Source organism: uncultured Shimia sp. (assembly GCF_947493595.1).
GTDB lineage: Bacteria > Pseudomonadota > Alphaproteobacteria > Rhodobacterales > Rhodobacteraceae > Shimia.
Window position 1 is genome coordinate 1 of record NZ_CANLRL010000009.1, and the last position, 26,078, is coordinate 26,078.

The window sequence follows — 26,078 nt, forward strand, 5'->3', positions numbered from 1 at the left end:
TAATCAAACCAACCAGATGAGCCGAACTCTCTCTTAGTTTAGGCCGCCCTTGGTTCCAAAAACTCTGACGACGCACAGAGACGGTACATCGCGGAGGCCCCTCTGGTTGAGCGTTTTAAAGGCAGCTTCCAAAAATTTGGGGTTAGCATTGCCCAAACTGAGTAAGCAGTGAACCACTGCTCGGACCGGTGATGTGGCCTCTACACTCCCAATTGGAAACAGTACTGGATCATTCAAACTGGACCACTCAGGTGGGGCTGATCAATGCCATTTCATAGATCCTTAAGGTTTCCTGCACAGAATTAGAGGATTGGTTCGAAAGGACGATTTGGTGTCGGTAAATGATCTTCTTTCTTCGGTTCTGCTGACCCAGCGAGATCCGGCTTTTGTTTTGGCGCTGGAAGGCGCTGGGGGGCTTTCGACTACGAAGGTGGTTTGGATGAACTCTGCCTGTACCAAACTGGTTCATCGCCCAGACGGTGAATGCCTGAACAGATCTCCATTGCATTTTCTAAACAGTCAAACGGCGGATTTTCTGCAGAAAGCCTTGATAGAAAAAAAGACGGATTCGATCCGGTTGAGAAACGCACTAAACGTGTCAGACACCGGCAGTGATACGCGTTGGTTTGATTTCGAGATTGCACTTTCTGCCCAACTTGGGGCTGACGACGCACGCATATTCTGTTGCTTTGTTGATGTAACCGAACGTGAAACACTTCGGGCACGGTTGAACGCAACCCAGGGTGAGGTCGAAAAGGTGAAATCTCGTTTCGAACATGCGGTGAACTCAATTCCTGAAGGTTTCGCGATGTTTGATCGCGACGACGTGTTGGTGGCGTTTAATGCGAAATACGCCGAGCTCTACAAACATACTGCGCCAGCAATCAAAGTTGGAGCGACGTTTGAATCGATCATGCGTTATGGGATCGAACATGGGCAGTATCCTGAAGCAGAAGGGCAAGAGGACGCTTGGCTGGCGGAACGTCTTGATCGTGAAAACAGAAAGAGAGCGCCCGTTGAGCGCAAATTGCCAGGTGGCAAATTTCTTCGCATTCAGGAAGTTGAAAGTGAAAACGGCGATCTTGTTGGTTTGCGTTCGGATGTGACGCAGTACTACGAGCATCAGCAAGAGTTGGAGCAAAAAGCAGGAGACCTTGCGAAGGCAAACGAGGAGGCGAAAGCGGCGGGCCTGGCGAAAGACAGGTTTTTTGCCCGAATGAGTCACGAACTCCGCACGCCCATGAATGGCATCCTAGGCATGACAGAGGTGTTGCAACACAGTGCATTGAACCCGCAACAGAGGTCCTATCTGAAAACCATTGCAGGCTCGGCGACCAGCCTCTTAGGTATCATAAATGACATTTTGGACTATTCCAAAGCGACCGAAGGTAAATTCACCTTTGCCAATGAGCGGTTTTCTTTAAAGGATACCATTTATGAAGCGGCCGGGCTGATACAGCCGTTGGCACATGATAAGAACCTAGACTTCTGGATTGAATACCCGCACACGATGCCGTCTTATTTCATCGGTGACAGCGCGCGCATCCGGCAGGTTCTCCTCAATCACCTCGGGAACGCTCTAAAGTTCACAGACAATGGGCATTTCGGTTTACGAGCAGCCTATGAAATTGTTGATGGAGCGGTTCAGCTGTCTTTGGCGATCGTGGACAGCGGGCGAGGGATCCCCAAAGATCAAATGAGCACGTTGTTTTCCGCTTATGAGCAAATCCAACAAGACACGGAAAATGCGGTTGAGGGGACCGGTTTGGGCCTCGCGATCTCCAAGGCCTTGGCCGAGCAAATGGGAGGCGCGATCGAAGTCAGCTCTCGTGTTGGTAAAGGGTCTTGTTTTACTGTGAGCCTAAATTTGCCAGTCTGTCCCGGAGCGAGGCCAAAATCAAACGATCGGCAGGGGCGGGAACCCACCTACGATGTGGCCATTGTGGGGCCTCGAACTGAGTCAAATGAAGTCTTGGAACGAACTCTAGTGGCGATGAACTGCCGCGTGTTTGCGTTTGAAAATGCTGAACAGGTTCTGAATTACGGTGGTCAATACCAAACGGTTATCTGGGATGGTGATCACGTTGACCGAAAGGAGACGGCTTTTGGAGCAGTGTTCAACAAACAGTCTGCCCACTGTGCGCATGCCTTGATGGTTTCAACGCCCCTCCGGTACAGATCTGCTGAAACTGACCTCGTAGATTTTTCGGCGACGTGGCTCAAGCCGGTTAGAAGTGAAGAAATTGAACAGGTTCTCAATCCCGAAATGAGAACAGATTTGGGGCGTTCCGTCTATGGCAAGGAAACGGCCAGCTTGGAAACTTGCCAAAACACGCTGGGTTCAGGACGGGTTCTTGTCGTCGATGACAACAAAACAAATCGCCTGGTGGCCGGAAAACTATTGGAAACAGTGGGGGTCATAGTGGATTTTGCCAGCAACGGGTTGGAGGCATTGGATTTGTACAAGGCGTTACGGCCCACGACGATTTTTATGGATGTGACAATGCCCGTTATGGACGGAATCGATGCCACGTCGCACATCCGAAAACTTGAGCTGGATCTGGGGCTCGCACCTTGCAAAATCTTTGCGCTGACGGCGAATACGCACAAAACTCAAGTGGAGTTGTGCCTGAGGTCCGGCGTTGATGGCGTGATTGGAAAACCTGTAAAGCGGAACGATTTGATTGAGGCGATCAGCCATCCGGTCACTCGCGATTGCTCCTATTTGAGCCGCAAAGCGATTTATGAATTCGATGCCCGCAGTCACTAGGATCAGGGGCGATTTCCGTTCGTTTATCGCCTTTGCGTGCGAAATGTGACGGTCTCTTTTTCGGCCCGCTGAAGTTCGGCGTTGGCATTAGAACAAAATTGCGATTGTCGGAATTGCAACCTGGGGAGGTTGGGTTCAGAGTGATTTCTGCCCACAAACTTGGCGCTGTTCACACGAACGTAGGCTGTAGGTCTCTGTCTGATGATCTTCAACAAGAAGTGGGCGTGGTATCTTCTGAGTTCAGGGCCAAGATGCATTGGTAGCCGAACAGAAGGTCAGGAACGTGATCAGCGGACTTGCAAGACAGCGTCCTTAGCTGGCCACGTTCATATGTGGTCCAGTCACTGAAGTCTTTATGCGTTCTTCTTCTCGCTTCGGCAGCCAATGTGGCTTCTATGATCAAAGTTTATGGCAGCCTGCTGGCAGCGGCGCCGTGTCGTTGCTTTCCGGTGGGTTTTCACGTGGGGAGTTTTCCGAAGATCTGGCGCTTTACCAGAAGGGGGACAAAAAGTTTTGGGGTGTTCTGTGTCTCCCGCGGCCTTTGTAGCCCCTCGCGCGCATAACGCAGTTGGTAACACAACTTCGCGCCTAGCTCGCAAGTGATCACCATAAAATCGAGGCCCGTGCACTTCTGCCGCCGTACGTGTGTTCAATCGATTGGAGGAGGACGGACGTATCACCATGTCTGGTCGCGGCATCTGTATGCCTGTTACACAGTCTTCCAGCTCTCTCAGAAGACCAAAAGTGTTCTGTGTGAGATGCTAGGCCGGAATTCCTCAGAACCAGACTTGTCGTTCAGCATGGTGTCTAAATATTTGCCGCACAGTCGCCGTATCTTGTAGTAAAAAACTCATTTGCAAACAAATGGATTGATCGAACGGTCAAAGTTGTCGAGATTGGAGGGGTTCAATCAGGGGGTTATCTATGAAGATCGTTGGAAAGATGTCTCGTCGGGTGCTGCTCGCATCCGCATTGGGGGCAAGCGTTCTTGCGTCCGCAGGAATTGCCGCTGCCGAGGCTGTGAAAGTCGCGGCCATTTACACGCTGCCGGTGGAGCAACAGTGGATCAGCCGCATCCATTTGGCGCTGAATACAGCTGCCGAGCGTGGCGACATTGAGTATGTGTTTTCCGAAAACGTGGCCAACACAGACTATGAACGCGTGATGCGCGAATATGCCGAACAGGGCATGCAATTGATTGTGGGCGAAGTTTTTGGCCTGGAGCGCGCGGCGCGCAAAGTGGCCGGGGATTATCCGGAAACCGCCTTCCTCATGGGCTCCTCATTCGGGGCGGTGGCGCCAAACTTCTCAGTGTTTGACAACTGGATTCACGAACCGTCCTATCTGTCGGGCATGGTGGCCGGTAAGGCAACTGAGTCCAACGTGATCGGCATGGTGGGTGGCTACGCCATTCCAGAGGTGAACCGCCTGATGCATGCCTTCATGGACGGTGCACGCGAGGTGAACCCGGATGTGAAGTTCATCGTCAACTTCATCGACAGCTGGTATGATCCACCCAAAGCCAAGGAAAGCGCCTTTGCGATGATGGATGCGGGCGCGGACATCATGTACGCGGAGCGCTTTGGCGTGTCTGACGCCGCTGTGGAGCGGGGCGTGAAAGCCATAGGCAACGTGATCGACACCTCCGGCGACTACCCGGGCACCGTTCTGGCGTCCGCCCTGTGGCACATGGAAGCTACCATCGACAAAGCCATCGGAAGCGTCGCCAGCGGCACTTTTGAGGCGGCGGATTACGGGCAGTTCAGCTTCATGCAGTATGGCGGCGGCTCGCTGGTGCTGGATGACAAACTGGTGCCAGCCGATGTGGTAGATGCCGTGCGCGCCAAAGAGGCCGACATCATGGGCGGCATGTTCCGTGTGAACGTGAACGACGACCGTCCGGTCTCTGACAACTGATTTGGGGGGAGGCCGATCCTCGGGGTCGGCCTTTTCACATTGTGACACAGAATAAAGTCTTATCTTTGAACGGGCTGACCAAGCGGTTTGGCTCCGTTGTGGCAAATAACGCGGTGGATCTGACCTTGCACCGCGGCGAGGTGCTGGCGCTGTTGGGAGAAAACGGCGCTGGCAAAACCACGTTGATGAACATGCTTTTTGGGCACTACATGCCCGATGAGGGCACTGTGGATGTGGCCGACGACGCAGGCGCCTTGCACCCTCTTATGCTGGGCCATCCACAAGCGGCTTTGGCCGCCGGTATTGGCATGGTCCACCAGCACTTCACGCTGGCCGAAAACCTCAATGCACTTGATAACATCGTGCTGGGCTCCGAGCCTTTGCGGATGCTCAAACGCGACCGCGTAGGTGCCCGCGCCAAGATCGCGCGGATCATGGAACACACTGGCCTTCAGGCACAGCTTGACGTGCCCGTGGGCAAGATGAGCGTGGGCGAACGCCAGCGGGTCGAAATCCTCAAAGCGCTTTATCGCGATGTGCGCATTCTGGTGTTGGATGAACCCACCGCCGTTCTGACGCCGCAAGAAGCGGACACGCTGTTTGACAGCATTGTCGCCATGACCCGCGAAGGGTTGTCGGTGATTTTCATCTCCCACAAGCTGCGCGAAGTTCTGGCCTTTTCCCACCGCATCGCTGTGTTGCGCCATGGCGAAAAGGTGGGTGAGATTGCCACTGATGAGGCGGACGAACGTGTCATTGCGCGAATGATGGTTGGGGCCGACACGCCTGAAACCCCACGCAGCGAGTTGCCGCCGGGTGCGCCGGTGCTGCAGTTGAAAAACCTGTCGGTGGCAGGCCGCTCCAAGCGGGACTCGCTTGAGGATGTCACCCTCACAGTGCACCAACATGAAATTCTTGGCATCGCCGGCGTCTCTGGCAATGGCCAAAGCGCGCTGGCGGGGGTGATCTCCGGTTTGAACCAGCCCACCGGCGGGACGCTGACGGTGGACGAAACGGCCATCGCTAATCCAACCCCGCGCAAGATGATCCACGCCGGGGTCGGCCGTATCCCGGAAGACCGCCACCATGACGGCATCGTCGGCGCGATGAGCGTGGCCGAAAACATGGTTATCGAACGGCTGGATGAGCCGGGGGTACAGGCCAATGGCCTGCTGAAACGCGATGCCATTCGCGCCAACGCCGATCGGCTGGCAGCCGACTATGACGTGCGCGGCCCCGGCGTGACCGCCCGTGCGCGGCTTCTGTCCGGCGGCAACATCCAAAAACTGATCCTGGCGCGGGTGTTTGAGCAAAACCCCAAGCTGATCCTCGCCAACCAACCGACGCGCGGCCTCGACATGGGGGCTGCCGCCGAAGTGGCTCGCCGCTTGCTGGAGGCCCGCACTCGTGGCGCAGGCATCGTGCTGATTTCCGAAGACCTCGATGAGGTGTTGAGCCTCGCGGACCGCATCATGGTGATCCACGACGGCGCCCTAATCGAAGCAAATAGCCGCGATCGCGAACACATTGGCCTGATGATGGCGGGAGAACTGACATGATCCGCATCGAACCCAGACAGTCTTCCTCACGCCTGATGACGTTGGGCATCCCGGTGCTTTCCGCCTTTGTGGCGCTGGCTTTGGCGGCTCTGCCGCTCGCATTTGCCGGGGCCAATGTAACCACCGCCTATCAGGAAATGTTCAAAGGTGTGTTTGGCTCCACCTTTGCTTTCACCGAAATGTTGACCCGCGCCACGCCATTGATTTTCACCGGTCTCGCCGCCGCGCTCGCTTTCCGGGCCAAACTCTGGAACATCGGGGCTGAAGGACAGCTCTACCTTGGTGCCATGGCTGCCGTGGCTATCGGGGCGGGAGCCATCGACGCCCCCAGCTTTGTGCTGATCCCGCTGATCGTGCTCTTTGGCTGCGCGGCAGGGGCCGTTGGTATGGCGGTGCCTACTGTGCTCAAATCCCGCTTTGGCGCGGATGAGGTGGTGACCACGCTCTTGTTGAACTTCGTGATCCTTATCTTCCTGCAAATGATGCTCGAAGGCCCTCTCAAAGACCCCATGGGCCTTGGCTGGCCGCAAAGCCCACCGATTTTGGACCAAGGCATGTTGCCCCCATTGATGGATCGTATGCGCGTGCATTCCGGCCTGATCATAGCGCTGGTCTGTGCTGGCGTGGCACAATTCATGCTGGCGCGTTCGGTCTGGGGTTTCAAACTGCGCGCAGTGGGAGAAAACGCCGCAGCCGCCAAACATGCCGGTATCCGCGTCAACCGCTCCCTGATGAGCGTCGCCATTGTTTCCGGCGCTTTGGCCGGTATGGCCGGTGTGAGCGAAGTGGCTGGCCTCAAAGGTTATCTCACAGCCGACCTCAGCCCCGGTTTTGGCTACACCGGCATTGTGGTCGCCATGCTCGCTGGCCTCTCGCCGGTTGGGGTGGTTATGTCCGCGGTCTTCATCGCCAGCGTGTTTGTCGGTGCCGACAGCATGAGCCGCGCCATGGGCGTGTCGTCCTATCTGGCGGATCTCGTGGTCTCCATGTCGCTGCTCTGCGTGCTGATTGGCGGCTTCTTCGCCCGCTACCGCATCGCTTTGGTGAAAACGCCCAAAGGAGAGCAGGCATGATGGACATTCTGCAAATCCTGCTCAGCGAAAGCTTCTGGGCCGCCTCCCTGCGCATCGCCACACCGCTGATCTTTGGCGTGCTTGGGGCCTTGCTCTGCGAGAAAACCGGCGTACTTAACCTCGGTATCGAAGGCATCTTTGCCGCCGGGGCCATGGCCGGATGGATGGCCGTCTGGTTGGGCGCGGGCCTCTGGGGCGGCGTGTTGGTGGCTGCGCTCGCGGGGGCTTTCTTTGGTCTGATCCATGCAATTCTGACCGTGCCATTGGGCCTGTCTCAACACGTGTCCGGGCTTGGGGTGACGATGTTTGCCACCTCGGTCAGCTACTTCACCTATCGCACCGCACTGCCCAACGTGTCTTCCCCGCCGCGCATTGAGCCGTTTCAGCCGCTCGACGTGCCGCTGCTCTCGGACCTGCCGTTTCTGGGGCCGGTGCTGTTTCAACAAACCGCGCTCACATGGCTGGCGATCCTGATGGTGGGGCTGGTCTGGTATGTGCTCAACCGCACTCCTTTGGGCGTCGCCCTGCAAGCTGTGGGCGACAACCCTGACAGCGTCGACGCCCAAGGCCTCTCGGTCTACGGGCTGCGTATTGGGGCCGTGGTGGCAGGCTCTGCCCTGATGGCACTTGGCGGTGCCTTCCTGACAATGTCGGCCTTTGACGCCTTCTTCTTTGGCATGGTGAACGGACGCGGCTGGGTCTGCATCGCCCTGGTGATTTTTGCCAGCTGGAAGCCGGGCAAAGCCCTGCTGGGCGCGCTCTTGTTCGGCGCCTTTGACGCGCTGCAAGTGCGCTTGCAAACCGAAGTGGGTGCCTTGCTGCCGGGGCAGGTTTTCCTGATGGCACCCTACATCCTGTCGATCATCGCGCTTGTGGTGGCGGCCCGAAAAGCCGACTATCCGCGCGCACTTCTGACGCCGTGGTTCAAAGGCCAACGCTAGGATTTTTCATGTTTGATCTGATCATCAAAAACGCGACCCTGCCTGACGGGCGCACCGGTGTGGACATCGCCTGCCAAAACGGCGTGATCACCGCTGTTGAAGCTGGCATCACAGCGGAGGCAGCCGAGGTTGTCAACGCCAGCGGCTACCTCGTGTCGCCCCCCTTTGTGGACCCGCATTTCCACATGGACGCCACGCTGTCGCTGGGCACGCCGCGCATGAATGTCTCCGGCACGCTGCTCGAAGGCATCGCGCTCTGGGGCGAACTCAAACCAGTACAAAGTGTCGATGACATCATCCAACGGGCGCTGCGCTATTGCGATCTGGCGGTCTCCATGGGGCTGGGCGCGATCCGCAGCCATGTGGACACTTGCGATGATGAGTTGAAAGGCGTTGATGCGCTCCTTGAGGTGCGTGAACAGGTCAAAGACTACATCGATCTGCAACTGGTGGCCTTCCCGCAAGACGGTGTTCTGCGTGATCCAACTGCGATGGCCAACACCCTGCGCGCGCTGGATATGGGCGTCGATGTGGTTGGAGGCATCCCGCATTTTGAGCGCACCATGGCGGACGGTGCAAACTCTGTGCGCCAGCTTTGTGAAATCGCTGCGGACCGCGGCTTAATGGTCGACATGCATTGTGATGAAAGTGACGATCCGCACAGCCGCCACATCGAAACGCTTGCCTATGAAACACAGCGGCTGGGATTGCAGGGACGGGTTGCTGGCTCACACCTGACCTCCATGCACTCGATGGACAACTACTACGTTTCCAAGCTGATCCCGCTGATGGTCGAAGCGGGCGTGTATGCCATTCCCAATCCACTGATTAACATCATGCTGCAAGGGCGGCACGATACCTATCCCAAACGGCGCGGCCAAACCCGCGTGCGCGAGCTGCGGGACGCCGGCATCACTGTGGGCTTTGGCTCTGATTGCGTGATGGACCCGTGGTACTCCATGGGCACGGCTGACATGCTGGATGTGGCCTTCATGGGCCTGCACGTCGGCCAGCTGTCCAGCCGCGAGGACATGGCCTGGTGCTTTGACGCGGTCACGCAAAACTCGGCAAACATCATGGGGCTGGAAGGCTATGGCATTGCCAAAGGCTGCGCCGCCAATCTTGTGCTGCTGCAAGCGCGCGACAAGATCGAGGCCATCCGCCTGCGTGCTGACCGCCTCGCCGTGATCCGCAAAGGCAAAGTGATTGCTCGAAAACAGCTTTCGGTCAGCAACCTATCGCTTCCGGGGCGTCCGGAGAGCTTGGACCCGGCAGACTACGCACCCAAATCGCCCACTTAAATCCATTCCCCGGCGCGGCGGTTTACCCCTGCCGCGCGCGAATGGCGTCCAGCTTTGGAATAGACTTCACCGCGCCGACGTTTTCCACCGAAAGCGATGCCGCCGCACAGGCAAACTGCGCCGCCGTCACGGCATCAGAGGTGCGCGCATATTCCGCCAGAAAACTGCCATCAAACGTGTCGCCTGCGCCGGTCGCATCCACCAGAGCGGCCTTGCACGGTGCCACGGCCACTTGCCCGTTGGCATCCGCCACCACCGCGCCGTCCTCACCAAGCGTCAGCACGACCAGTGCTGCGCCTTCCGCAAGGAACCGCTGGCAAATTTCATCAACACCAGACGTTCCAAACAGCGCTTCCGCATCCTCAAGACTTGGGAACACAATATCGACCAGCGGCGAGATTTGTTTCAGCGCCTGACGCGCGTCCTCTGCTGACCACAGGTTCAGGCGCAGGTTGGTGTCAAACGACACCCGCGCCCCCGCCGCTTGGGCGAGTTCTGCCGCACGCACTGTGGCCGCACAGGAGGACGCGGAAATCGCCTGGGTGATCCCGCTGATATGCAGCACGCCCACGCCTTCAAACATTTCGGGCGACAAATCCTCCGGCCCGACCAAGCTCGCTGCTGATCCAGCGCGCCGATAGGAAAACCGATGCCCGTCTGGTCCGTAGTCGATGAAGTACAGTCCGGTCGGAGCCGTCTGCGATTGCACCACGCGGGAGGCATCAATGCCTTCATCCGCGTAAAGCTGCAGAATACGCTCCGCAAAATTGTCCGATCCCAGATGGGTCAACATCCCGGCTCGTGCTCCGGCCCGCGCGGCGGCAACGGCGGTGTTGGACACATCGCCACCGATGCCAGGACGAATGGTGTCCGCGTCCACAAAGGAAAACTCAAACATCGGTTCGCCAAAGCACAGGATGTCGAGCGGTTTGGGGGCGGGATGGGACATTTTCAGGATCCAGTAATTTGAGGCGCCGCGTCCTGCACAAGCGCAGTGTTGGCGGCGGCAAAGTGGTCTTTCATCGCCATGGTTGCGGCGGTGGCATCTGCATTGGCAATTGCGTGTTGAATGCGGCGATGGTCGGACAGAATACGCTGTTGGTCCTTGGACCTGGGCTGCGCCAACCGCCCAGCACTCACCGAGGTTTCGATCACCTCGCGCAGCGACTGCACGATGTAGACGTAAAGCGGGTTGCCCGTGGCCTCGGCCACCGCAAGATGAAAGCGATAGTCAAGCTCGGCAAAACTGTCGGCATCCTCCAAGGCGTCCTGCATCTGATCACACAGTGTCGAGAGCCGGGCACAATCCGCGTCACTCCGGTTTTGCGCAGCCAAAGCGGCGGTACTGGCCTCAATGCCATTGCGCACTTCCAAAGCCTGCAAAACGCTGAATTGCGCCGTGGCCAGTCCTTGGCTCAACGATGCGGTCAACACATTGCCATCCAGCGACATCACCTGCGCCCGCCGCCCGTTGGAAATCTTGATGAGGCCTGCGCCGGCCAACTGCGCCAAGGCACCGCGCACCACAACACGGCTCACGCCAGCGCGTTCGCAAAGCTCCGCTTCAGACGGCAAATCATCACCTGGCGCAAGCCCCGCATCCTTGATCATCGCGGCAATGCCCTCGGCCACCTGCGCGTACAGCGGGCGGCGGTCCAATGTGTCGAGCGGGCTCTGCATGATGTTTCGGGTCTCGGCGGGCAACAGGAATCTCTAAGCTATATACCTGTAATACAGGTTGGGGGTTCTCGCAAGTACACAGCCGTTAAGCCAATACATTTAGTCGCCGGAAATTGCCTGGATTACGTCTCTGCGACCAAGCCGCGCCACATCGCGAGCAGATCTTCCCGCGTGGATGCCTCGCAGATCGCCAGCAGCAAGTTCCCTTGCCAACTGACTTCGACGGCAAATATCTGCTCTGTCATGGAAAACAGTGCCAAGTGGGGGCGATCTTGCCGGAACTGGTCCACTTGCCCCACAAAATTCCCACGGGCTTTGGCCATATGGTGCAACGCCCGCAGCGCCGCATCCGGGCCAGCTTCCACACCGACCTCCGCCTCAAGCCAGGCAACAGACAGCGCCTTCACATCTGCAATAATGGCAGGCGTGACCGTATTCTCGTGCGGCGCTTCCAGCGTCTCCAACAATGCCTGACAGGACCATGATCGGGCCGAGCTTGGCATCTCAGGCGTCCGCGCGGCAATGTCAAACCGCAGGCTTTTGGCGCCATCCAGCGCCCGCTCAATCGCTGCTACGACGTCTTGCGCTTCGGCATTACTGGCATCCAGAGAAATCCCCTCTAGCGCCACCAAGTGCCGGTTGCTGATGGTCAGCAGCAGCGCGGCGTCGCAGTCCTGCGCGGACACAGCAATTGTTCGCGCCAGCACCACCTCGCCAATTTCGCTAATGACGGCCAGCACGGCCTCCGCCGCAGAATGAAAGTTGCGCCACGTGCCATAGGCCGGCGTCATCGGCGCTGTCAGCCGCCGCATAGCTGCGCGTGCGTCCGCCACCTCGGTGTCTGAGGCGGTAAGGATATCTTTGCGCGGCGCGATCACGCGTCCCCCGCCATTTTGGTCAGCGCGGCTATGCCTTTGGGAACAACAAGTTGGGGATCGCAGTCCAAGGGACAGAGCAGACAAATGAAATCCACACGGCCCTGCGCCCGGACATAGATCCGCATGTCTTGCGCGGTCAGCACAATGCTGTCTTGAGTGGTGGCCTTTGGATCCCCTAAGCTCTCGGTCGCCACAAAACACCGTGCCGCTTCGGCACAGAGGTTATCCAGCCTTTCCCGGGGCATCGCCTTGTCATGGGACGCTTTGAGGATCAGATGCGCGGCCACATCCCCGAATGCTGCCACCTGACAGCCGGGAATGTCGGATCGTAGGGCATCTAGGCAGTCTGCAACCGTCACAGATCGCTGTCCTCCAACGTTACGCGATCTCCACTGGCCTTCAACTTAGGCAAGAGATCACCTCAAATATCACCACCAACGCCAAGGGCGTGCAGCGGCATGTCTAGTAACTCTTCACTCGAAGGTCGCACCGGATTGGGTGCCTTTGGGCGCACCCGTCGGGGCATCACTTTTGGCCCATCATTTTTGGCGCAGGACACCTCAGGTGATGCGGCCGGTGCCGTTATTGCTTCGGGCAAATCTGCTTCTGTATCTTGTACGGCGGGCGCGTTAACATCATCTTGCGCAGCGGCCATTGCCTCGGCCTCTCCCACTAGCATTGCCACCATGCGTTCAATCAAAGCCGCCCCGCCGCTGTTGCGCCAGGCGGTTTCATCCATGCCTGCGTTGATCGCCTCCAGCGTAGCAATCGGGACAATTGCATCAAATGCGTCGCCAGCCTCCGCCTCAAGCCGCGCCAAAACCCGCGCGCGGTCCCGCTCGGAGCGCAGCTTGTCAAACTGCGTCACAACCAAGTGGTTTGGCCCTTTGATCTGTTGGGACACCTGCTCCCATAATGCTGCCTCGGACTGTCGCCAGGCCTGCGTTGCGTGGGTGCACCAGATCACGCAATCCACCTCATCCATCAGCGATAACCAGGTCTCATGCTTCAGGTTAGGGTCGGAAATCCCGGGAATATCAATCAGGTCGCACAGGTTGAGAATGTCGGAATCCATCGAAAACCGGATCAATTCACAGCCCGCCATCGGAGCCTCACAAATATCTGCCCCGTCAAACGCCGCCTCCGAGCCGTCGTCACGCACCAAGGTTGCCCCGCGCGCGCCATGGCTCACCCAGACCGGCGGCACCCGCGTGGCGGTAATGCGCACCGGCATTGGGTCACAGCCCAACAAAAGGTTCATCAACGTGCTTTTGCCGGCGCTGAACTCCCCCATTAGGGCAATGCGCGGTTTGCGCAATGCCTGCTGGGCCACAATTTCTACATCCTGAGCGGTCATTGGGAGCTCCCTCCTGCCTCAACCATGGTACTTTGCAATAGTGCGTCAAACTGCGTGGTCAGCGCGTCCAGCTGGGCGCGCTTCTGACCTTCCTCGCCGCTTTGGAATAGCTTCTCGATCTCCGCGCTTTGCGGCGCGGCGCTGATGTCCTGCATGATTTCGTCATGCTGCTCAAAGAACTCGCGCAAACAGCTGGTTGCGAGCGCCCGAACCTGCTCGGTCTGAATGCCTTTGGACTGCAACATGAAATCCTCGGTTTCCCGCGCGATCAGGTTCTGGAAGCGCTTGGAAAATGCGTTGAAGCCGCGAATGCGGTTCCACCAGGAAATCCACCAGCCGTCGTTGAAATCCAGCGCGATGGTCTGTCCCAGCGCAATCGGGGCGGGCAGGTCGGGTAGGGCAGGGGGGGCCATCTGGATACCCTCCACCGCGTGCCCGTAGGTGTTGGCATAGAGCATCGCCACATCCGTCATCGCCGCCTCAAACCGCGCCTGCGCCAAGTTGCGCACCCGCGCGCCAAAGGCCGAATAGGCGGTGCGCAGCAACATGCGCAGCCCCACCGGATCGTAGTCCCAGACAATGTCTTTGCCGTAGTTCTCTAAATGCGTCAGCAACGACCGCAACGCCCGGTCAATGAACTTCGCATGCGCCCGATCCGCGCGGGTGTGATAGTCTGCTATGGCAGCATCCAACTCTTCTGCAAAGGTCTGATGGTGAAACGCCGCGATGCTGCGAAATTCTTTGAGGGCATCATAGGTCGACAGGTTAGCGTTGCCGCCTTGTTTGGCTCCGATCTGCACCATGCCTGCCGCCAACTCGCTGGTTGCAACCGTCAGCGCGGCGTTGGTGGTCTTTTGCAAAAGCTGCTGCCCTTGCTCTTCGATCACCCGCTCCGACAGCGCACGGTACAAGTGTCCCATACCGGACAGCTCCCACACCATTTCATGCGGTTGCATTTGTCCATGTTGCTGGTCCAGCGCAATTTCTGCCCAATCAAACAAGGCCTTGCTGGCCACCTCCGGCATGCCTTCAATATTACCGCTCAGCGCTTTGTTGGCCCAATAGGCGCTGCCAAACAGGATCTCGGCATCCTCCGGCCCTTGTTTGTTGTGTAATGTCTGGCGGATGCTGGCTTCAATCTCGGGCACCTGATTGGCCGGGTCCGGCAGTTCATCAATCCGGTTCACAAAGATCAGCACATTGCGCGACTTCAGGTTCGAAATCAGCCGGATCAGCCCCATGTCCACCGAGGTCAGCGCCTGACCGGCTGACAGAACCACGACACAGATCTTACTGCTGCGCAGCGCCTGAATGGTCACCTGTTCGCGCATCATGAACGTGTCGTTCACACCGGGCGTGTCTCGCAGGCACAGCGGCACCGGCACGGTGTCACAGTTCAGCGTTAGATCCGCCGAGGACAGAATATCCGCAAACCGTCCTTGCTCGCTGTCCGCCTCGCCAAAATCGTCGCCCAGAACGATGTAGCGCTCCAACAGGTTCTTGTCGAAATAGCCGTAGTTGTGGATCTCCCCCAGCAACAGATCAAATTTCTTGCCCAGCCGTTTCTGCGCTTTGGCGCGCACCTTCTCGATCTGTTCGCCAATCTTGGCCAACTCGCTTTCCGCACCGGCGCGGCTGGCCATCTCGCCAATCCGCCCGCCTTGGTTCAACAACCGGTCCCAATTGTCCTCGGTCATAAACTGAAAGCTGGCCCCGGTTTCCGCCGGACGCGACGCCGGTTTCAGGTGCAGCGAGGTAACCACAGAGGTCCAGGGGTTCACATCTGACGGCAGCAAATCCGCCCAGCCAGCCATCGCGTTCACCAAAGTGGTTTTGCCAGATTTCACCTGCCCAAGCACGGTGATGGTGGGCTCAAACCCCGCCACATCCTTGCGCAGGCGCTCCACGGTTTTGGCGGAATTTTTGCCAGCCACCTGTGACAGTTGCGCCAACAGATGATCCAACTCGTCCAGATCCTGCCCCAGTTGTCCCAGACCTTCCAACCCTGTGCGCAGGTTGGAAATCCGCCGCGATGTGCGCACCTCGGGCTTGCTCTCTTGCCGAATTTGCATGTTCATGCCTGTGCCCTCGCGCCTATTTCTTTGCGGAGTTGTAACAACAGGATGATCCCGTCCTCCGCCGCCGTCGGGCTCTGCTCGACCTGCAACAACATCAACGTGTCTTCCCCGTCGCGGGCGTCATCCAGCAAATCCGTCGCCGCCGGATCCTGTCCTGCTTCTGCGTCCAACACCGAGGTCAAAGCCCGCACAGTGTCGGCACAGCGCGACAACAACCCATCCGCATTGGGGATTTTTCCCGCATCTAAGTCGGACAACATCTCCTGCGCCGCCGTTTGCAGCAGCGTTTGCAACTGATCCATCAGCGCGGTTTCGCTGCCCAAAGTTGGCTTGCTCGACACAGGTGTTTGCTGCGGGGCAGGGGGCACGTCGTCGCCCGCGGCTTCCACAACTTCTCCTAACTGCGCCAACAGCAACCGCGCCTGGTCCAAGTCCGCCGCCCGCCCCTTGCGCGCCTGCGCCTCAACCGCCTCGACCAATTCTTGGCCACCAGATGCTGCCCACAACTCCTGTTGCGCCTCACCGCCCGCCCGCGCCTTGAGCGCGTGCAACGTGGCCACCGGATGCAGTCCCAGAAACGCCTCCACCGCGCTCTCTTCCAGCGCGGCCAACTGGTCCGCCAACCCGCCGGTCATGATATGCCGGTCCGCCTTGGTCAGGGCCAGAAAACTGTGGTCCTTAATGGCATCCGGCACCGTGTCCCAAATGGCGTGTTCCGAAGCATCAAACCCTTCGCTGCACCAGACAAACACTTGGCCTTCCTGCAAGGCCGTTTGCATCAACGCCTGTTGCGCCGCGGGATCATTGGGTTGCATCACTTCCACAAACGCCTGTGTTTTCAGGCTGTCGATTGGCACCTCATATGTAACCCGCGCCGCGCCTCGCGTCCGATCGTCCAGCGCATGAACTGTTACTGTTTCCGTCGCCCCATCCGCCCAGGTCACTGTGGCCTGCGTACTTGCGCCGTAGACCACCTCAACAATCGGTACGTCTTGCGGCGGTTGGATCACATCGCCACCCAGCATCATATTGATCAGGCTGGTTTTCCCGCTGCCCGAACGGCCCAGAACCACCACACGCACCGCCTCAGTCAGGTGGGTAAGGATCTCTTCGCCAAAGGCCTTTTGACGCCGTGGCACATGTCCGCTCGCCAATGCGGAGTGCAATTGCCCAACGATCTGCTCTGGTTGTGTCTGCATCACTTCCCGACCTTTCGCGTTAGGCTGACAATGGTGCGCACCGTGCCGCGATGCGCCCGTCGATCGATTTGCACGACCTCTCCGGTGGCGCGCGGGCGCGCCGGTTGCGGCGACGGTGCTGGTTTGGCCTCTTGTGCCTCTGCCCGATGCACCGCCTTGATCACGCACAGCGACAGGTTGTCCTGCTCCGGACAGCCCGCCGCGCGCACGGCTGCAAGCAACGCCGCGCTAATCTCCTGACCAGTGGCTTTTGCACTCTCTTGCAAAACCTCCGCCACCGTTTCGTCAGCCAAGGTGTGAAGCCCGTCACTGGCCGCCAGAACAATATCCCCAGCTTGCAACGTCATCGGCTCGGCGCGGCAATCCACCTTGGCAATCTCCGCCCCCGCCAAAACCGAGATCAGCGCGCTGCGATCCGGATGGTTCTGCGCCTCATCGGCATCCATCAACCCGCGCGCCTGCATCAAATCAATCTGCGCCGCATAGGAGTGGTCTTCGTTCAACCGATACAGCCGGCCCGCGCGCCACAGATAAAGCGGCGAGTCCCCGACAGAGACCCAATAGAGCCGCGCGCCAAAAATCACCGGCGCCACCACCGTGGCCCCCATGCCCGACGCATCTGAGTTCTGCCGCTCATACAGCTGGATACAGCTATTGGCCGCTGCCACGGCCTCCTGCAAAACGGGCCCGATGTTGCGCTCCATTTCCTCCGGCGCGCCGCTCAACAGTTTCAACTCACTGAATAACTCTGTCGCCACGATACCGCTGGCCACGTCTCCGCAGGAATGCCCGCCCATGCCGTCCGACAGCACCGCAAATCCCATCGGCGCCCCCAGCGGGAAGTCGGCCACCACGGTGTCCTCCTGCCTCTCCCGCGCGCCCAGAGAGAGCGCGGTGGCCACATCAAAGCTCAGCTCAGCCAAGGTCGCTGCGCCCCGCATCCGCGTCACCCCAGGCAAAGTCCTCGCCACACAGGGCCACAAACCGCAATGTAGTTTCGCCAATTCGAATAAGGCTGTTGCTGTCCAAATCCTCTGTGCTCAACACCGGGCGGCCATTCAGCCGCACAAGATTGGCTTTGCCGCCATGGCCAAAGAAAAACCGCCGCTGCTCACCGTCAAACGCAATCGCCGCATGGTTCTCACGCGAAATCGTCGTGTCGCCAAAATCCAACCGCACGGTCTGGCCTTCCCCACGCCCGATCTGGGTCAATCCGTCATGCAGCGAAAACGATGCGCCTTTGCCGGGGCCTTCCACGACCACCAGCCAGCCGACAGGGAACTGCGCCTGCGCCGACACCGGCGCTTCGCGGGTTTGCGCCATGGGATCATGCGCCTGACTGGCGGGCGCACTAAACCCGAGCAACCGGGTTTTCACGCGCCCTTTGGATCCACGCCCCGCCGCTGGCTTAGCGGCCGCCATATTGGCCTGCAACGCCGCCAGATCCACTTCCTGCTCCGCAGGGACAGGTTCCACTTGCGCTGGCTCTGGCTGTGTTGGCGGTGGCGCAACGGGTTCTACCACAGGGGGCGGGGCCGCGACTTGTGGGGCGGGCGCCATTTCCGGCTCCAGCATCCGCGGCGCTTCAAATGGCTGTTCTACCAGTGCGTCTTGCGGCGCCTCCTCTGCAAACAGATTGCCAAACGGATCGCTTTGGATCTCTGTTTGCGGCATTTCCAACTCGACAGGGGTTTCTACAGGAGCCGCGGTCAAAGCTGCAGAAATCGCGGACAAATCCACTGGCGCCTCTGTAGGTTCCGGTGGTTGCGGGGCCACAAACGCGGCGGCGTCTGGCGCAGGCTGGGCGGGTTCTGCCTCGATATGCACCGTTGGTGTCGGCTCTTCGGCCACATCCGCACGGTCCTGCTCCCGCAATCGCAACGGATAGCGCAACGCTGTGCTGTCGGCCTGACCAGCCGATTGGGATTTCTCAGCAATAATATCGCGAATGAACCGCATGGGATGTCCCTTCATATTAGAAATAGACGGGTGTTGGGGTTTGACCGGTCACCCTTCAACCGGTCACGGAATTTGTGGAGTAGGCTTTCGCCATCCGGCTTGGGGGGCGCAGGCGCTTCCGGCCCCTCCGAGCTGGGCCGGCGCAGGAAATCGCCCTGCTGCAACAGCCGCGTTGGCGTTCTGGCACGCGCCTTGCACAGGCGATCCTGCTCCTTGAGATAGGCCTCAACGTCGTCAATCGGATCGCCAAAAATATCGACGTACTGCTTGGGTGGGGGCGGCACCTGCCGCGCCTCTTCCAGTACTTTGAGTGGCTTTTGCAACGCCTTCGGCAACCCCGGTGTCAGCACCTTGTTGGTCTTGCTCACAAGCTCTTCGATCACACCAATCACCGCCGGATCAAACACAGCGAGCGGCTTGGGAATGGGCCCATCCATTACCGCCAGCCAGTCATCTGCACAGCGCAACCGGTCTTTGGGTTCCAAGGCCAGCGCCCGATCCGTGGCCAGTTTGAGGCGGATATCAATTTCAAAATCCGTCGACTCCAGCGGCACATAGGGGTCCATCCGCCCTGCATCCACGGTTTCCAGCCGTGTCTGCGCGTCCGGTGGCGCCTCGCCGGTAAAGACCAAATGACACAGCGCTCCCATCGAATACAGATCGCTATAGGCGCCTTGCACCCCGTCGGCGCAATAGAACTCTGGCGGCGAATAGCCGTCTTTCACCGCCAACATGCGCTGGCTTTGCCCGCCCTCGGCTTCCCCGGAGGAATAAGCCGCGCCAAAGTCAATCAGCGTCACGTCGCCATTGGCGCTCAGGATCAGGTTGTCCGGCGCCACATCCCGGTGCAGCACGCCCCGGTCATGTAAATAGCTCAGCGCGTCCAAAACCTGCCGCAGCAGCTTGTTCACCAAAGTCGGCGTCAGCCGCCCCGGCGCGTGGTCGACCAGTTCATGCAGGTCCACACCTTCGACAAAATCCATCGCCGTATAGGCCGTGCCGTTTTCGGCAAACGTCTGATGTACACCGACGATGCGCGGGTGGTCCAATTCGGCCAACTGATGTGCCTCGGCCTGAAACTGCTCCAAAACCGACGCAAAAAACGGCGCGCTTTCTGGCCCGGACGGCACCACCTGCGCACCCACTCGGTGGCAAATCTGCTCGGGAAAACACTCTTTGATTACCACCACACGGTTTAGACTGTCGCGCGCGAGGTAGGTCAGGCCAAATCCCCCTTGGCCCAAACTGCGCGTGATCCGGTACTGCCCGCGCAAAAGCTCGGTGCCCGCAGGCAGCACAGTCACGTTTTCCTCAGCGCAATCCATCTACGCAGCTTCCTCTCTATCATGCGACCAGGAGGAAATGCGGCAGCAAGTTCTCACCTTCACGGCTAAGCTGTGGAGGAAATGTGTTCCAATCGTGGCAGCAACGCGCAAGCGGTGTGGCACTCCATTCAGGTTTGACGCGAATAAGCGGCGAAGCTGAATCCTGACATTGTGAAGGGGTTTGCAGTGTTTTGGTCGCTCAACGGGATCGTGTGTTTGGAAAGTGGTTTTATTTACAAAGTGTTACGGCGGTTTTGTGGCGGCCGAACACGCCAATGCCGCGACCAAAGGGCTTTAACAAAGGGTAAACAACCCCGCCCAATTCCGCTGTCCCACCGTCCAACGGCCGTCAGCGCCTTTGAACATGTCCTGTCTAGCTAAGCTGTTCTCAATCCACCCAAACCTGTGCAAAGGTAGAGACAGACATCTTTGACGGAGCCTCTGTTTCACGCGCGCAGCCATTTTACCGCGCAGTCAAAAAGGCAGGGGCGCTCACCTAATTGACGGACTTCCTAAGCACTCTGCGAAAGGACAGGCTTTGAAACGCTGGATTTTGAGATTTTTCACCGGGCTGATTGTGCTCACCGTGGCGCTGGGCGCTCTGATCTGGGCTGCGCTGGCGACGCCGCTGTTCCGTGGCTTTCGTAAAGACTTTGTCGCGGATCTTTTAACCGAACAAATCGGCCAGCCTTTCCTGATTGACGGCGACGTGCGCGTTGTCCTGGCAGGCACCACCAAAGTGCACGTCTCCGGAGCCAGCATACCCAGCGAGAACATTACCGACATAAATCTGGCTCGGCTGGACCTGTTGGAATGGGAATTGGATCTGCCCGCCTTGCTGGACCGCCGCATCGACATAGACAATCTGACCATTGACGGGCTGCAGGTGAACATGATCACCAAGGCCGATGGCACCACCAGTTGGACCAAGGTTGCGCGGGAAGACGCGGCAGAAGCGTCAGAAACCACATCAACTGTAGACAGCGCCGCAACGGACGATCTGCCCGATCCCTCGATCATCACCTTCCTCAGTGACCGCACAGTATCTTTCACCAACATTGGTCTTGCCTCGATTGATGAGAAAAGCGGTTTTGAGTTTATTTTTGCGCTGGAGAAAATCCTGTTGGAGCAGCTTCAGGACGGCCAACTCGCCTCCGTCACCGGCGCTGGCACGCTCAACGGCGAGGCTTTCACTTGGGACGGCAAATTTCCCGACAGCGCGCCGTTCACCAATCAACTGGAGTTTGGCGACATCTCGCTGAGCTACAATGGCGCCCGACTGCCCGACAGCGCGCAAGGCTATACCGCGCGTCTCGAGCTCACTACCGGTCAAATTGGTGATGTATTTGAAGTGCTTGGCCTCGCCCGCAGCCTTGAAGGCGTGGGCACTCTGTCGGTGGACGTCACCAGCGCGCCGCAACTGCTGACCCTGGAAAACCTACAAACCACACTGGATCTGAGCAAAGGCCAAAACGTGACCGTGACCGGCGATGTTGACAACCTTTTCACCCGCGCTGGATTTGACTTCCAAATGGACGCCCGCCTGCATCCGGAAGGGCAGCCGCCTGCAGATGCCAACAGCCTGAAAGACCTTAAACTCACCGAAATTCAGGCGCATGTGGTCAACACCGGGGAGCGGTTGACCTTTGAGGAATTGCTCATCCAGACCAACGCCTTTGAGCAGGGCCTCGACCGCGTAGGCCCCATCTCCATCGGCAATGTCTATCGATCAGAGCAGAAAACCCTAGGCTTACGCGACATCGCGCTTCAGGCAGGGCCAGAGGACGCGCCCTATCTGACCGCCGAAGGGGATATTGGCGATGTCTTCAACCTCGCCTTTGTGGATCTGACCGGCCATCTGCAAGGGTCCGCCGAGCTCTTGCTTAAAAACCTGCCCCCCGAGGAGGTCGCGAAATTTGGCGGTGTGGAAGCGGACTTTGTCATCAACGACAACGACGGCGAGTTGAGCCTGCGTGAACTCAAGGCCCAAACCGTCGACACCGACCTCTGGACATTAAACGCAGATGTGGTGGTCGCCAGCATTGAAGAACTCGCAGGCATGAAGCTGGACCTGCAATTTGGTGTTGCAGACACCGCACCTTTCCTGACTGCGCTGGGCCTGAAACCCGTGGGGGTGTCGACGCTCGCGACCGGCTTTACCCTTGAGGGGGCGGCCAAAGAAGCCAAACTTGGCTTTGATTTTCAGGCGGACGGCACGGATCTCACCTCGGACCTTACTTTCGATCTCAGCAAGGAGATCAATGTGATCCGCGGGGCGATCCTCAGCAACCGTATGCGCCTTGTGGACCTGCGTGAAGGCGGCAAAATCCTCGTGCAACTCAATAAACGCGCCAAGGCCGCCAAAACCGCGAAGGAGGCCAAAGCCCAAGAGGCGGATGATGGCCGCCCACCGATCCAGCCTCTGGTGCTAGAAAAGGAAAGCAACGTCTTTAGCCTCAAACGCATCCTCACCGAAACGGATCTGGCGATCACTTTGGAGCTGGCTGAATTTGTCGGTGACGCCGGTACCTCCTCGATGAGCAGCGAGCTGATCGCCAAGGAGGGCCAAATTCAAGCAGGCCCCATCGAGCTCTACTACGGTCCTGGTTTTTTCAAGGTCACCGCCTCCATGGATGCCATTGAAAACCCTGATCGCGCGCGCATTCAGGGCAGCACCAGCGGCTGGGATTTTGGCGAAATTCTCAAGGCGCTAGAGGTTGGTATTCCCGCGCGGGGCAAACTGTCAGCCAATGTCGATGTGACCGGCAATATCACCTCCGGCAAAGCCTTCATGAACTCCATGGCCGGGAGCGCCTCGCTCAACATGCGCGACGGGGCCATCGCCACCAGCCTGTTGGAACTTGCCGGTCTCGGCATTTTCCCCTGGCTGTTTTCGCAGGAGTTTGCCGCAGGTCAAACCGAGATTGTCTGCGTAAAAGCCCCGGTGAAAATCAACGCGGGCAATGTCACCTTCACGCAGGTGGTGGCCGAAACCCGCAGCGTGCAAATGGTGGTGCGCGGCATGGTGGATTGGGTGAAAGATGCCATCGCCATCCGGGCTGAACCGCGTCGCGTCGGCCAACCCTTGGCGCGCAGCGCCTGGCCGTTTGAGGTCAATGGTAAATTGTCCGATCCGCAGTTTAAACTGCTGGTTGGTGGCTCGCGCAGCCGTCGTGCCGATGGGGCGGACAAAATGCCCGCAAACCGCAAACCTTGCACCCCCGACATCTTCCAACTTGAACAAGCTTCGGAGTGACCTATGACCCGCCTCTGGCTTTGCCTCTCTCTCCTGCTGCCGTCAGCCACTTTCGCGCAAACCCATCCGGAGTTTGCCACCGTGGGCGATTGGACCGTGCGGACCAACCCGGCCAATGGAAACGGCTGCTATATGGAAAAAACCTTCGATAGCGGCACATTGGTGCAAATTGGCGTGGTGCCCGACCAAAACGGCGCTTTCTTTGCCGCTTACAACGCCGCCTTTGACGGGGTGGAGGAGGGCGCAGAAGGCAGCGTTCTCTTCGACTTCGGTGACAGCCGCTTTCAAGGTACGGTCACAGGTGCATTCCAAAATGGCCTGCCGGGTGGCTATGCGTTTTTTGACAATCCGGAATTTGCCAAGGAGTTTGGCAAACGCACCAAAGTCCTGGTGCAAGGCGGGTCCGGAACGTCAGAGGAGATTGACCTCACCGGTAGCATGAAAGGGCTGAGCAGTATCCAGGCCTGTCGGGATGAGAACGAAAGCGACTGACGTTGGTGTAAATTTCAACCTAGGGGCTGCTTGATCCTGGCGCAGGTTTGCGACTAGCTTTGGCCTTATCTGTAAGTAGTGATTTGCCCTGACGTTTAAGGTGTTACCTGTGACGAGACTGACCATCTCGGTGTTTTTTACGGTCTTACTTTTGACGTTTGGGTACGGTGTCTCGTTCCCGCTTTTGGCAATTCTGCTTGAGCAAAGCGGTGTGGGGGCGGCGCGCATTGGTCTCAACGCAGCAATGCCAGCGCTAGGGTGGTTGCTTGTCACACCGTTTTTGCCCCAGCTGCATCGCTGGTTTTCCACCAAACAATTGCTTCTGGCGTTTCTTGGGATTGCCCTTCTGGGGCTGACTTGTCTGGCTTATTTTACAAGCTTCAGCCTCTGGTTGCTGGGACGGTTTGCTTTGGGCGGCGGCCTTGGCATGGTGTTTCGCGTGCTAGAATACTGGCTCAACGCCACCAGTCCCAGTCAAATTCGGGGGCGCACCATAGGTCTTTATGCATTTTGTTTTCTGTTTGGCATCGCCACTGGCAGTCTCATGCAGCCGCAGTTCGGGACGTCTGGAGGGCTGGCCTTCGGCGCAGTGGCTTTGCCGTTATTGTTGGGCGGGGTAGTGTTGGCAGCCCTGCCTTTGGCACAGCTAATGGCTTCAGAACCCACCTCGCCAGTGTCGTTGCGCTTGGTTTCTTCGGTGACGCCTTTGGCGATTGCAGCGGTGATTTGTTACGGTTTGTACGAAGATGTGCCTGCTTACTTGCTTTCCGTCTACACGTTGCGCATCGGGTTGGGCGCAGATATCGCGGCTAACACAATCACCGCTTTTGCGCTTGGTAACCTGCTGGGCTCCGTGCCTTTAGGCATCCTGTCAGACAAAGTGGGGCGACTGCCTGTCTTGTCGGGGTGCGCGGCTATGGGGGTGGCGAGCTCGCTGGTCATGCCGTGTGTCATGTCCTATCCAATCGCGTACTTGATGCTAATAGCCCTGTGGGGCGCATGTGCCGGAGCGTTTTATGTGGTGGGCTTGGCCATGGTTGGGGATCGTTTTTCCGGACAGGCGCTGATTTCCGCAAACGCAGTGTTTGGCACTGTGTATGCCGCCGCCGCGCTGCTTGGCCCCCTGATCAATGGCACCGCTATGCAGATTTAGGATCCACATGGGTTGCTTGTGTCCTGTGCTTTGATTTTTGCCACCTTCCTGCTGATCACTGCCGTGGTCACGCTGCGTCAGAACGGTCCAAGGGCGGACAAACGGGAGGTTCGCGGATGAAGCTAGATCTGATTGGCCAGTTGGCAGGCGACCTGAAGCAGGCAAAGGATGGCGACGCGTTGTGGCAGTGCTGCTTGACGGCATTGGGGACGCTGGGCGTGGACGGTGTCGGCTATGGCGTTATTCCGATGATCGGGCTGGCAACCCCCGGTAAAATGACCGAGGCCAGCTTTTTCCGTCATTCTTACGTTGCCGAATGGGAAGAGGCGGTGGGCAAAGATCGCCTGCTGGACGAGGACATCAGCACCGAACTGTTATTGCGCGGTCAGGAAGAGATTTTTTGGAATGATGATCCTGACACCTACGACGCGACACCGGCAAACCGGCGGTTGCATCAGTTCGAGAATGATTTGGGTATGATTTGGGGGCAAACCCTTCTGTTGTCTCATTATTCTCGGAATCCGGTGTCGTCCGGCATTGGTCTGCATATCGGGCACGTCACATCAGATGCTGAGTTTTTTGCCTATTGGAAAGAACATGAAACATCGCTGCGCGCGGTGGCTGAAATGCTCAACAGCGGCATGCTGGAACAGCACAAGGATGGCGTGGTGCGCCTGTCCGGGCGGGAGAAGGATTACATCTACTGGTCCGCTTTGGGGTTGGATCGGGTGCAGATTGCCGATCGCCTGTGCATCAGCGCAAACACTTTGAACAAGCCGATTGCCAGCGCCAAAGCCAAACTCAAGGCCCGTAACACCTCGCAAGCGGTGGCCAAGGCGGTGCTTCTGGGGTTGGTGGATCTTTGATACTGGCAATTGTTTGCCACTTGATCCGAGCCCAATTGGTTTGCAAAAACAACACCTAGTGAAGGTGAGTGGGTATCCGGTTCCAACATGGCCGCAGCAGAAAATGCGTTTGATTTTATGGTGTTTTTTTGCATTTGACAGGTTCGTTGACATCAAGTGAGTGGTGGCGAGGTGTTTTCAAAGAGGTTGCACATCGGTCTCCCCAAGACTGATCGTGGGCTGGGCATTTTCTGCTTTTGCTAAGTTGGGGGACCGTTTCGGTCCGGCACAGAAG

Annotated in this window: 20 protein-coding genes; 10 read left to right on the forward strand and 10 right to left on the reverse strand. The window is 58.3% G+C overall.

Features of this window, described 5'->3' with window-relative positions; genetic code table 11:
- Nucleotides 1-331 precede the first annotated feature (331 nt).
- From Q0955_RS17675 to Q0955_RS17700, 6 genes are all read left to right on the forward strand, one after another.
- A complete protein-coding gene (locus Q0955_RS17675) occupies nt 332-2,770 on the forward strand; it encodes an ATP-binding protein (protein ID WP_299427052.1) in 2,439 nt (812 codons plus the stop codon).
- A 924-nt stretch (nt 2,771-3,694) separates the two neighbouring features.
- On the forward strand, nt 3,695-4,687 hold the full coding sequence (locus tag Q0955_RS17680) for a BMP family protein (protein WP_299427055.1): 993 nt from the start codon (nt 3,695-3,697) through the stop codon (nt 4,685-4,687).
- Between the two features lie 65 nt (nt 4,688-4,752).
- Complete coding sequence (locus Q0955_RS17685; protein WP_299427058.1) at nt 4,753-6,246, forward strand: ABC transporter ATP-binding protein; 1,494 nt, start codon at nt 4,753-4,755, stop codon at nt 6,244-6,246.
- The gene (locus Q0955_RS17690) at nt 6,243-7,319 is read left to right on the forward strand and encodes an ABC transporter permease (protein WP_299427061.1); all 1,077 of its coding nucleotides are present in this window, start codon (nt 6,243-6,245) and stop codon (nt 7,317-7,319) included. The genes Q0955_RS17685 and Q0955_RS17690 overlap by 4 nt, the downstream gene beginning before the upstream one ends.
- Nucleotides 7,319-8,260 carry an ABC transporter permease gene (locus Q0955_RS17695; RefSeq protein ID WP_299427600.1) on the forward strand — a complete coding sequence of 314 codons (942 nt, stop codon included), beginning with the start codon at nt 7,319-7,321 and terminating at the stop codon, nt 8,258-8,260. Before Q0955_RS17690 ends, Q0955_RS17695 begins: the two co-directional genes overlap by 1 nt.
- 8 nt (nt 8,261-8,268) lie before the next feature.
- Nucleotides 8,269-9,561 (forward strand): amidohydrolase family protein, encoded by a 1,293-nt coding sequence (locus Q0955_RS17700; protein WP_299427064.1) that lies wholly within the window; start codon nt 8,269-8,271, stop codon nt 9,559-9,561.
- Between the two features lie 22 nt (nt 9,562-9,583).
- Here Q0955_RS17700 and Q0955_RS17705 read toward each other — a convergent pair whose 3' ends face one another.
- From Q0955_RS17705 to Q0955_RS17750, 10 genes are all read right to left on the reverse strand, one after another.
- Nucleotides 9,584-10,510 carry a sugar kinase gene (locus Q0955_RS17705; protein WP_299427067.1) on the reverse strand — a complete coding sequence of 309 codons (927 nt, stop codon included), beginning with the start codon at nt 10,508-10,510 and terminating at the stop codon, nt 9,584-9,586.
- A 2-nt stretch (nt 10,511-10,512) separates the two neighbouring features.
- Nucleotides 10,513-11,241, reverse strand: a complete 729-nt coding sequence (locus Q0955_RS17710; protein WP_299427070.1) for a FadR/GntR family transcriptional regulator — start codon at nt 11,239-11,241, stop codon at nt 10,513-10,515.
- A gap of 122 nt (nt 11,242-11,363) precedes the next feature.
- Nucleotides 11,364-12,119 (reverse strand): hypothetical protein, encoded by a 756-nt coding sequence (locus Q0955_RS17715; RefSeq protein ID WP_299427073.1) that lies wholly within the window; start codon nt 12,117-12,119, stop codon nt 11,364-11,366.
- Complete coding sequence (locus tag Q0955_RS17720) at nt 12,116-12,478, reverse strand: hypothetical protein (protein ID WP_299427076.1); 363 nt, start codon at nt 12,476-12,478, stop codon at nt 12,116-12,118. Before Q0955_RS17720 ends, Q0955_RS17715 begins: the two co-directional genes overlap by 4 nt.
- Before the next feature lie 62 nt (nt 12,479-12,540).
- A complete protein-coding gene (locus Q0955_RS17725) occupies nt 12,541-13,476 on the reverse strand; it encodes a dynamin family protein (protein WP_299427079.1) in 936 nt (311 codons plus the stop codon).
- Nucleotides 13,473-15,554: a dynamin family protein gene (locus tag Q0955_RS17730; RefSeq protein ID WP_299427082.1), complete on the reverse strand. Its 2,082-nt coding sequence runs from the start codon at nt 15,552-15,554 to the stop codon at nt 13,473-13,475. Before Q0955_RS17730 ends, Q0955_RS17725 begins: the two co-directional genes overlap by 4 nt.
- Nucleotides 15,551-16,753, reverse strand: coding sequence for a GTPase domain-containing protein (locus Q0955_RS17735; protein ID WP_299427085.1), 1,203 nt, complete (start codon nt 16,751-16,753; stop codon nt 15,551-15,553). Before Q0955_RS17735 ends, Q0955_RS17730 begins: the two co-directional genes overlap by 4 nt.
- Nucleotides 16,753-17,694 (reverse strand): protein phosphatase 2C domain-containing protein, encoded by a 942-nt coding sequence (locus Q0955_RS17740; protein ID WP_299427088.1) that lies wholly within the window; start codon nt 17,692-17,694, stop codon nt 16,753-16,755. Before Q0955_RS17740 ends, Q0955_RS17735 begins: the two co-directional genes overlap by 1 nt.
- A complete protein-coding gene (locus Q0955_RS17745) occupies nt 17,669-18,712 on the reverse strand; it encodes an FHA domain-containing protein (RefSeq protein ID WP_299427091.1) in 1,044 nt (347 codons plus the stop codon). Before Q0955_RS17745 ends, Q0955_RS17740 begins: the two co-directional genes overlap by 26 nt.
- Nucleotides 18,713-18,723: 11 nt before the next feature.
- The gene (locus tag Q0955_RS17750; RefSeq protein WP_299427094.1) at nt 18,724-20,037 is read right to left on the reverse strand and encodes a serine/threonine-protein kinase; all 1,314 of its coding nucleotides are present in this window, start codon (nt 20,035-20,037) and stop codon (nt 18,724-18,726) included.
- Between the two features lie 553 nt (nt 20,038-20,590).
- On the opposite strand from Q0955_RS17750, the gene Q0955_RS17755 reads away from it, so the two are divergent.
- From Q0955_RS17755 to Q0955_RS17770, 4 genes are all read left to right on the forward strand, one after another.
- Nucleotides 20,591-23,293, forward strand: coding sequence for an AsmA family protein (locus Q0955_RS17755; protein ID WP_299427097.1), 2,703 nt, complete (start codon nt 20,591-20,593; stop codon nt 23,291-23,293).
- A gap of 3 nt (nt 23,294-23,296) precedes the next feature.
- Complete coding sequence (locus tag Q0955_RS17760) at nt 23,297-23,785, forward strand: hypothetical protein (protein WP_299427101.1); 489 nt, start codon at nt 23,297-23,299, stop codon at nt 23,783-23,785.
- Nucleotides 23,786-23,894: 109 nt separating this feature from the next.
- Complete coding sequence (locus tag Q0955_RS17765; RefSeq protein WP_299427104.1) at nt 23,895-24,938, forward strand: MFS transporter; 1,044 nt, start codon at nt 23,895-23,897, stop codon at nt 24,936-24,938.
- 116 nt (nt 24,939-25,054) lie between these two features.
- Nucleotides 25,055-25,804, forward strand: coding sequence for a LuxR C-terminal-related transcriptional regulator (locus Q0955_RS17770; RefSeq protein ID WP_299427107.1), 750 nt, complete (start codon nt 25,055-25,057; stop codon nt 25,802-25,804).
- The last annotated feature ends 274 nt before the right edge of the window (nt 25,805-26,078 follow it).

Bases quoted from the DNA above. Each gene is read 5' to 3' on its own strand.
- Q0955_RS17680 (WP_299427055.1), top strand. From the start codon at position 3,695: ATGAAGATCGTTGGAAAGATGTCTCGTCGGGTGCTGCTCGCATCCGCA.
- Q0955_RS17690 (WP_299427061.1), top strand. From the start codon at position 6,243: ATGATCCGCATCGAACCCAGACAGTCTTCCTCACGCCTGATGACGTTG.
- Q0955_RS17695 (WP_299427600.1), top strand. From the start codon at position 7,319: ATGGACATTCTGCAAATCCTGCTCAGCGAAAGCTTCTGGGCCGCCTCC.
- Q0955_RS17700 (WP_299427064.1), top strand. From the start codon at position 8,269: ATGTTTGATCTGATCATCAAAAACGCGACCCTGCCTGACGGGCGCACC.
- Q0955_RS17705 (WP_299427067.1), bottom strand. From the start codon at position 10,510: ATGTCCCATCCCGCCCCCAAACCGCTCGACATCCTGTGCTTTGGCGAA.
- Q0955_RS17710 (WP_299427070.1), bottom strand. From the start codon at position 11,241: ATGCAGAGCCCGCTCGACACATTGGACCGCCGCCCGCTGTACGCGCAG.
- Q0955_RS17725 (WP_299427079.1), bottom strand. From the start codon at position 13,476: ATGACCGCTCAGGATGTAGAAATTGTGGCCCAGCAGGCATTGCGCAAA.
- Q0955_RS17730 (WP_299427082.1), bottom strand. From the start codon at position 15,554: ATGAACATGCAAATTCGGCAAGAGAGCAAGCCCGAGGTGCGCACATCG.
- Q0955_RS17735 (WP_299427085.1), bottom strand. From the start codon at position 16,753: ATGCAGACACAACCAGAGCAGATCGTTGGGCAATTGCACTCCGCATTG.
- Q0955_RS17740 (WP_299427088.1), bottom strand. From the start codon at position 17,694: ATGCGGGGCGCAGCGACCTTGGCTGAGCTGAGCTTTGATGTGGCCACC.
- Q0955_RS17745 (WP_299427091.1), bottom strand. From the start codon at position 18,712: ATGCGGTTCATTCGCGATATTATTGCTGAGAAATCCCAATCGGCTGGT.
- Q0955_RS17750 (WP_299427094.1), bottom strand. From the start codon at position 20,037: ATGGATTGCGCTGAGGAAAACGTGACTGTGCTGCCTGCGGGCACCGAG.
- Q0955_RS17760 (WP_299427101.1), top strand. From the start codon at position 23,297: ATGACCCGCCTCTGGCTTTGCCTCTCTCTCCTGCTGCCGTCAGCCACT.
- Q0955_RS17770 (WP_299427107.1), top strand. From the start codon at position 25,055: ATGAAGCTAGATCTGATTGGCCAGTTGGCAGGCGACCTGAAGCAGGCA.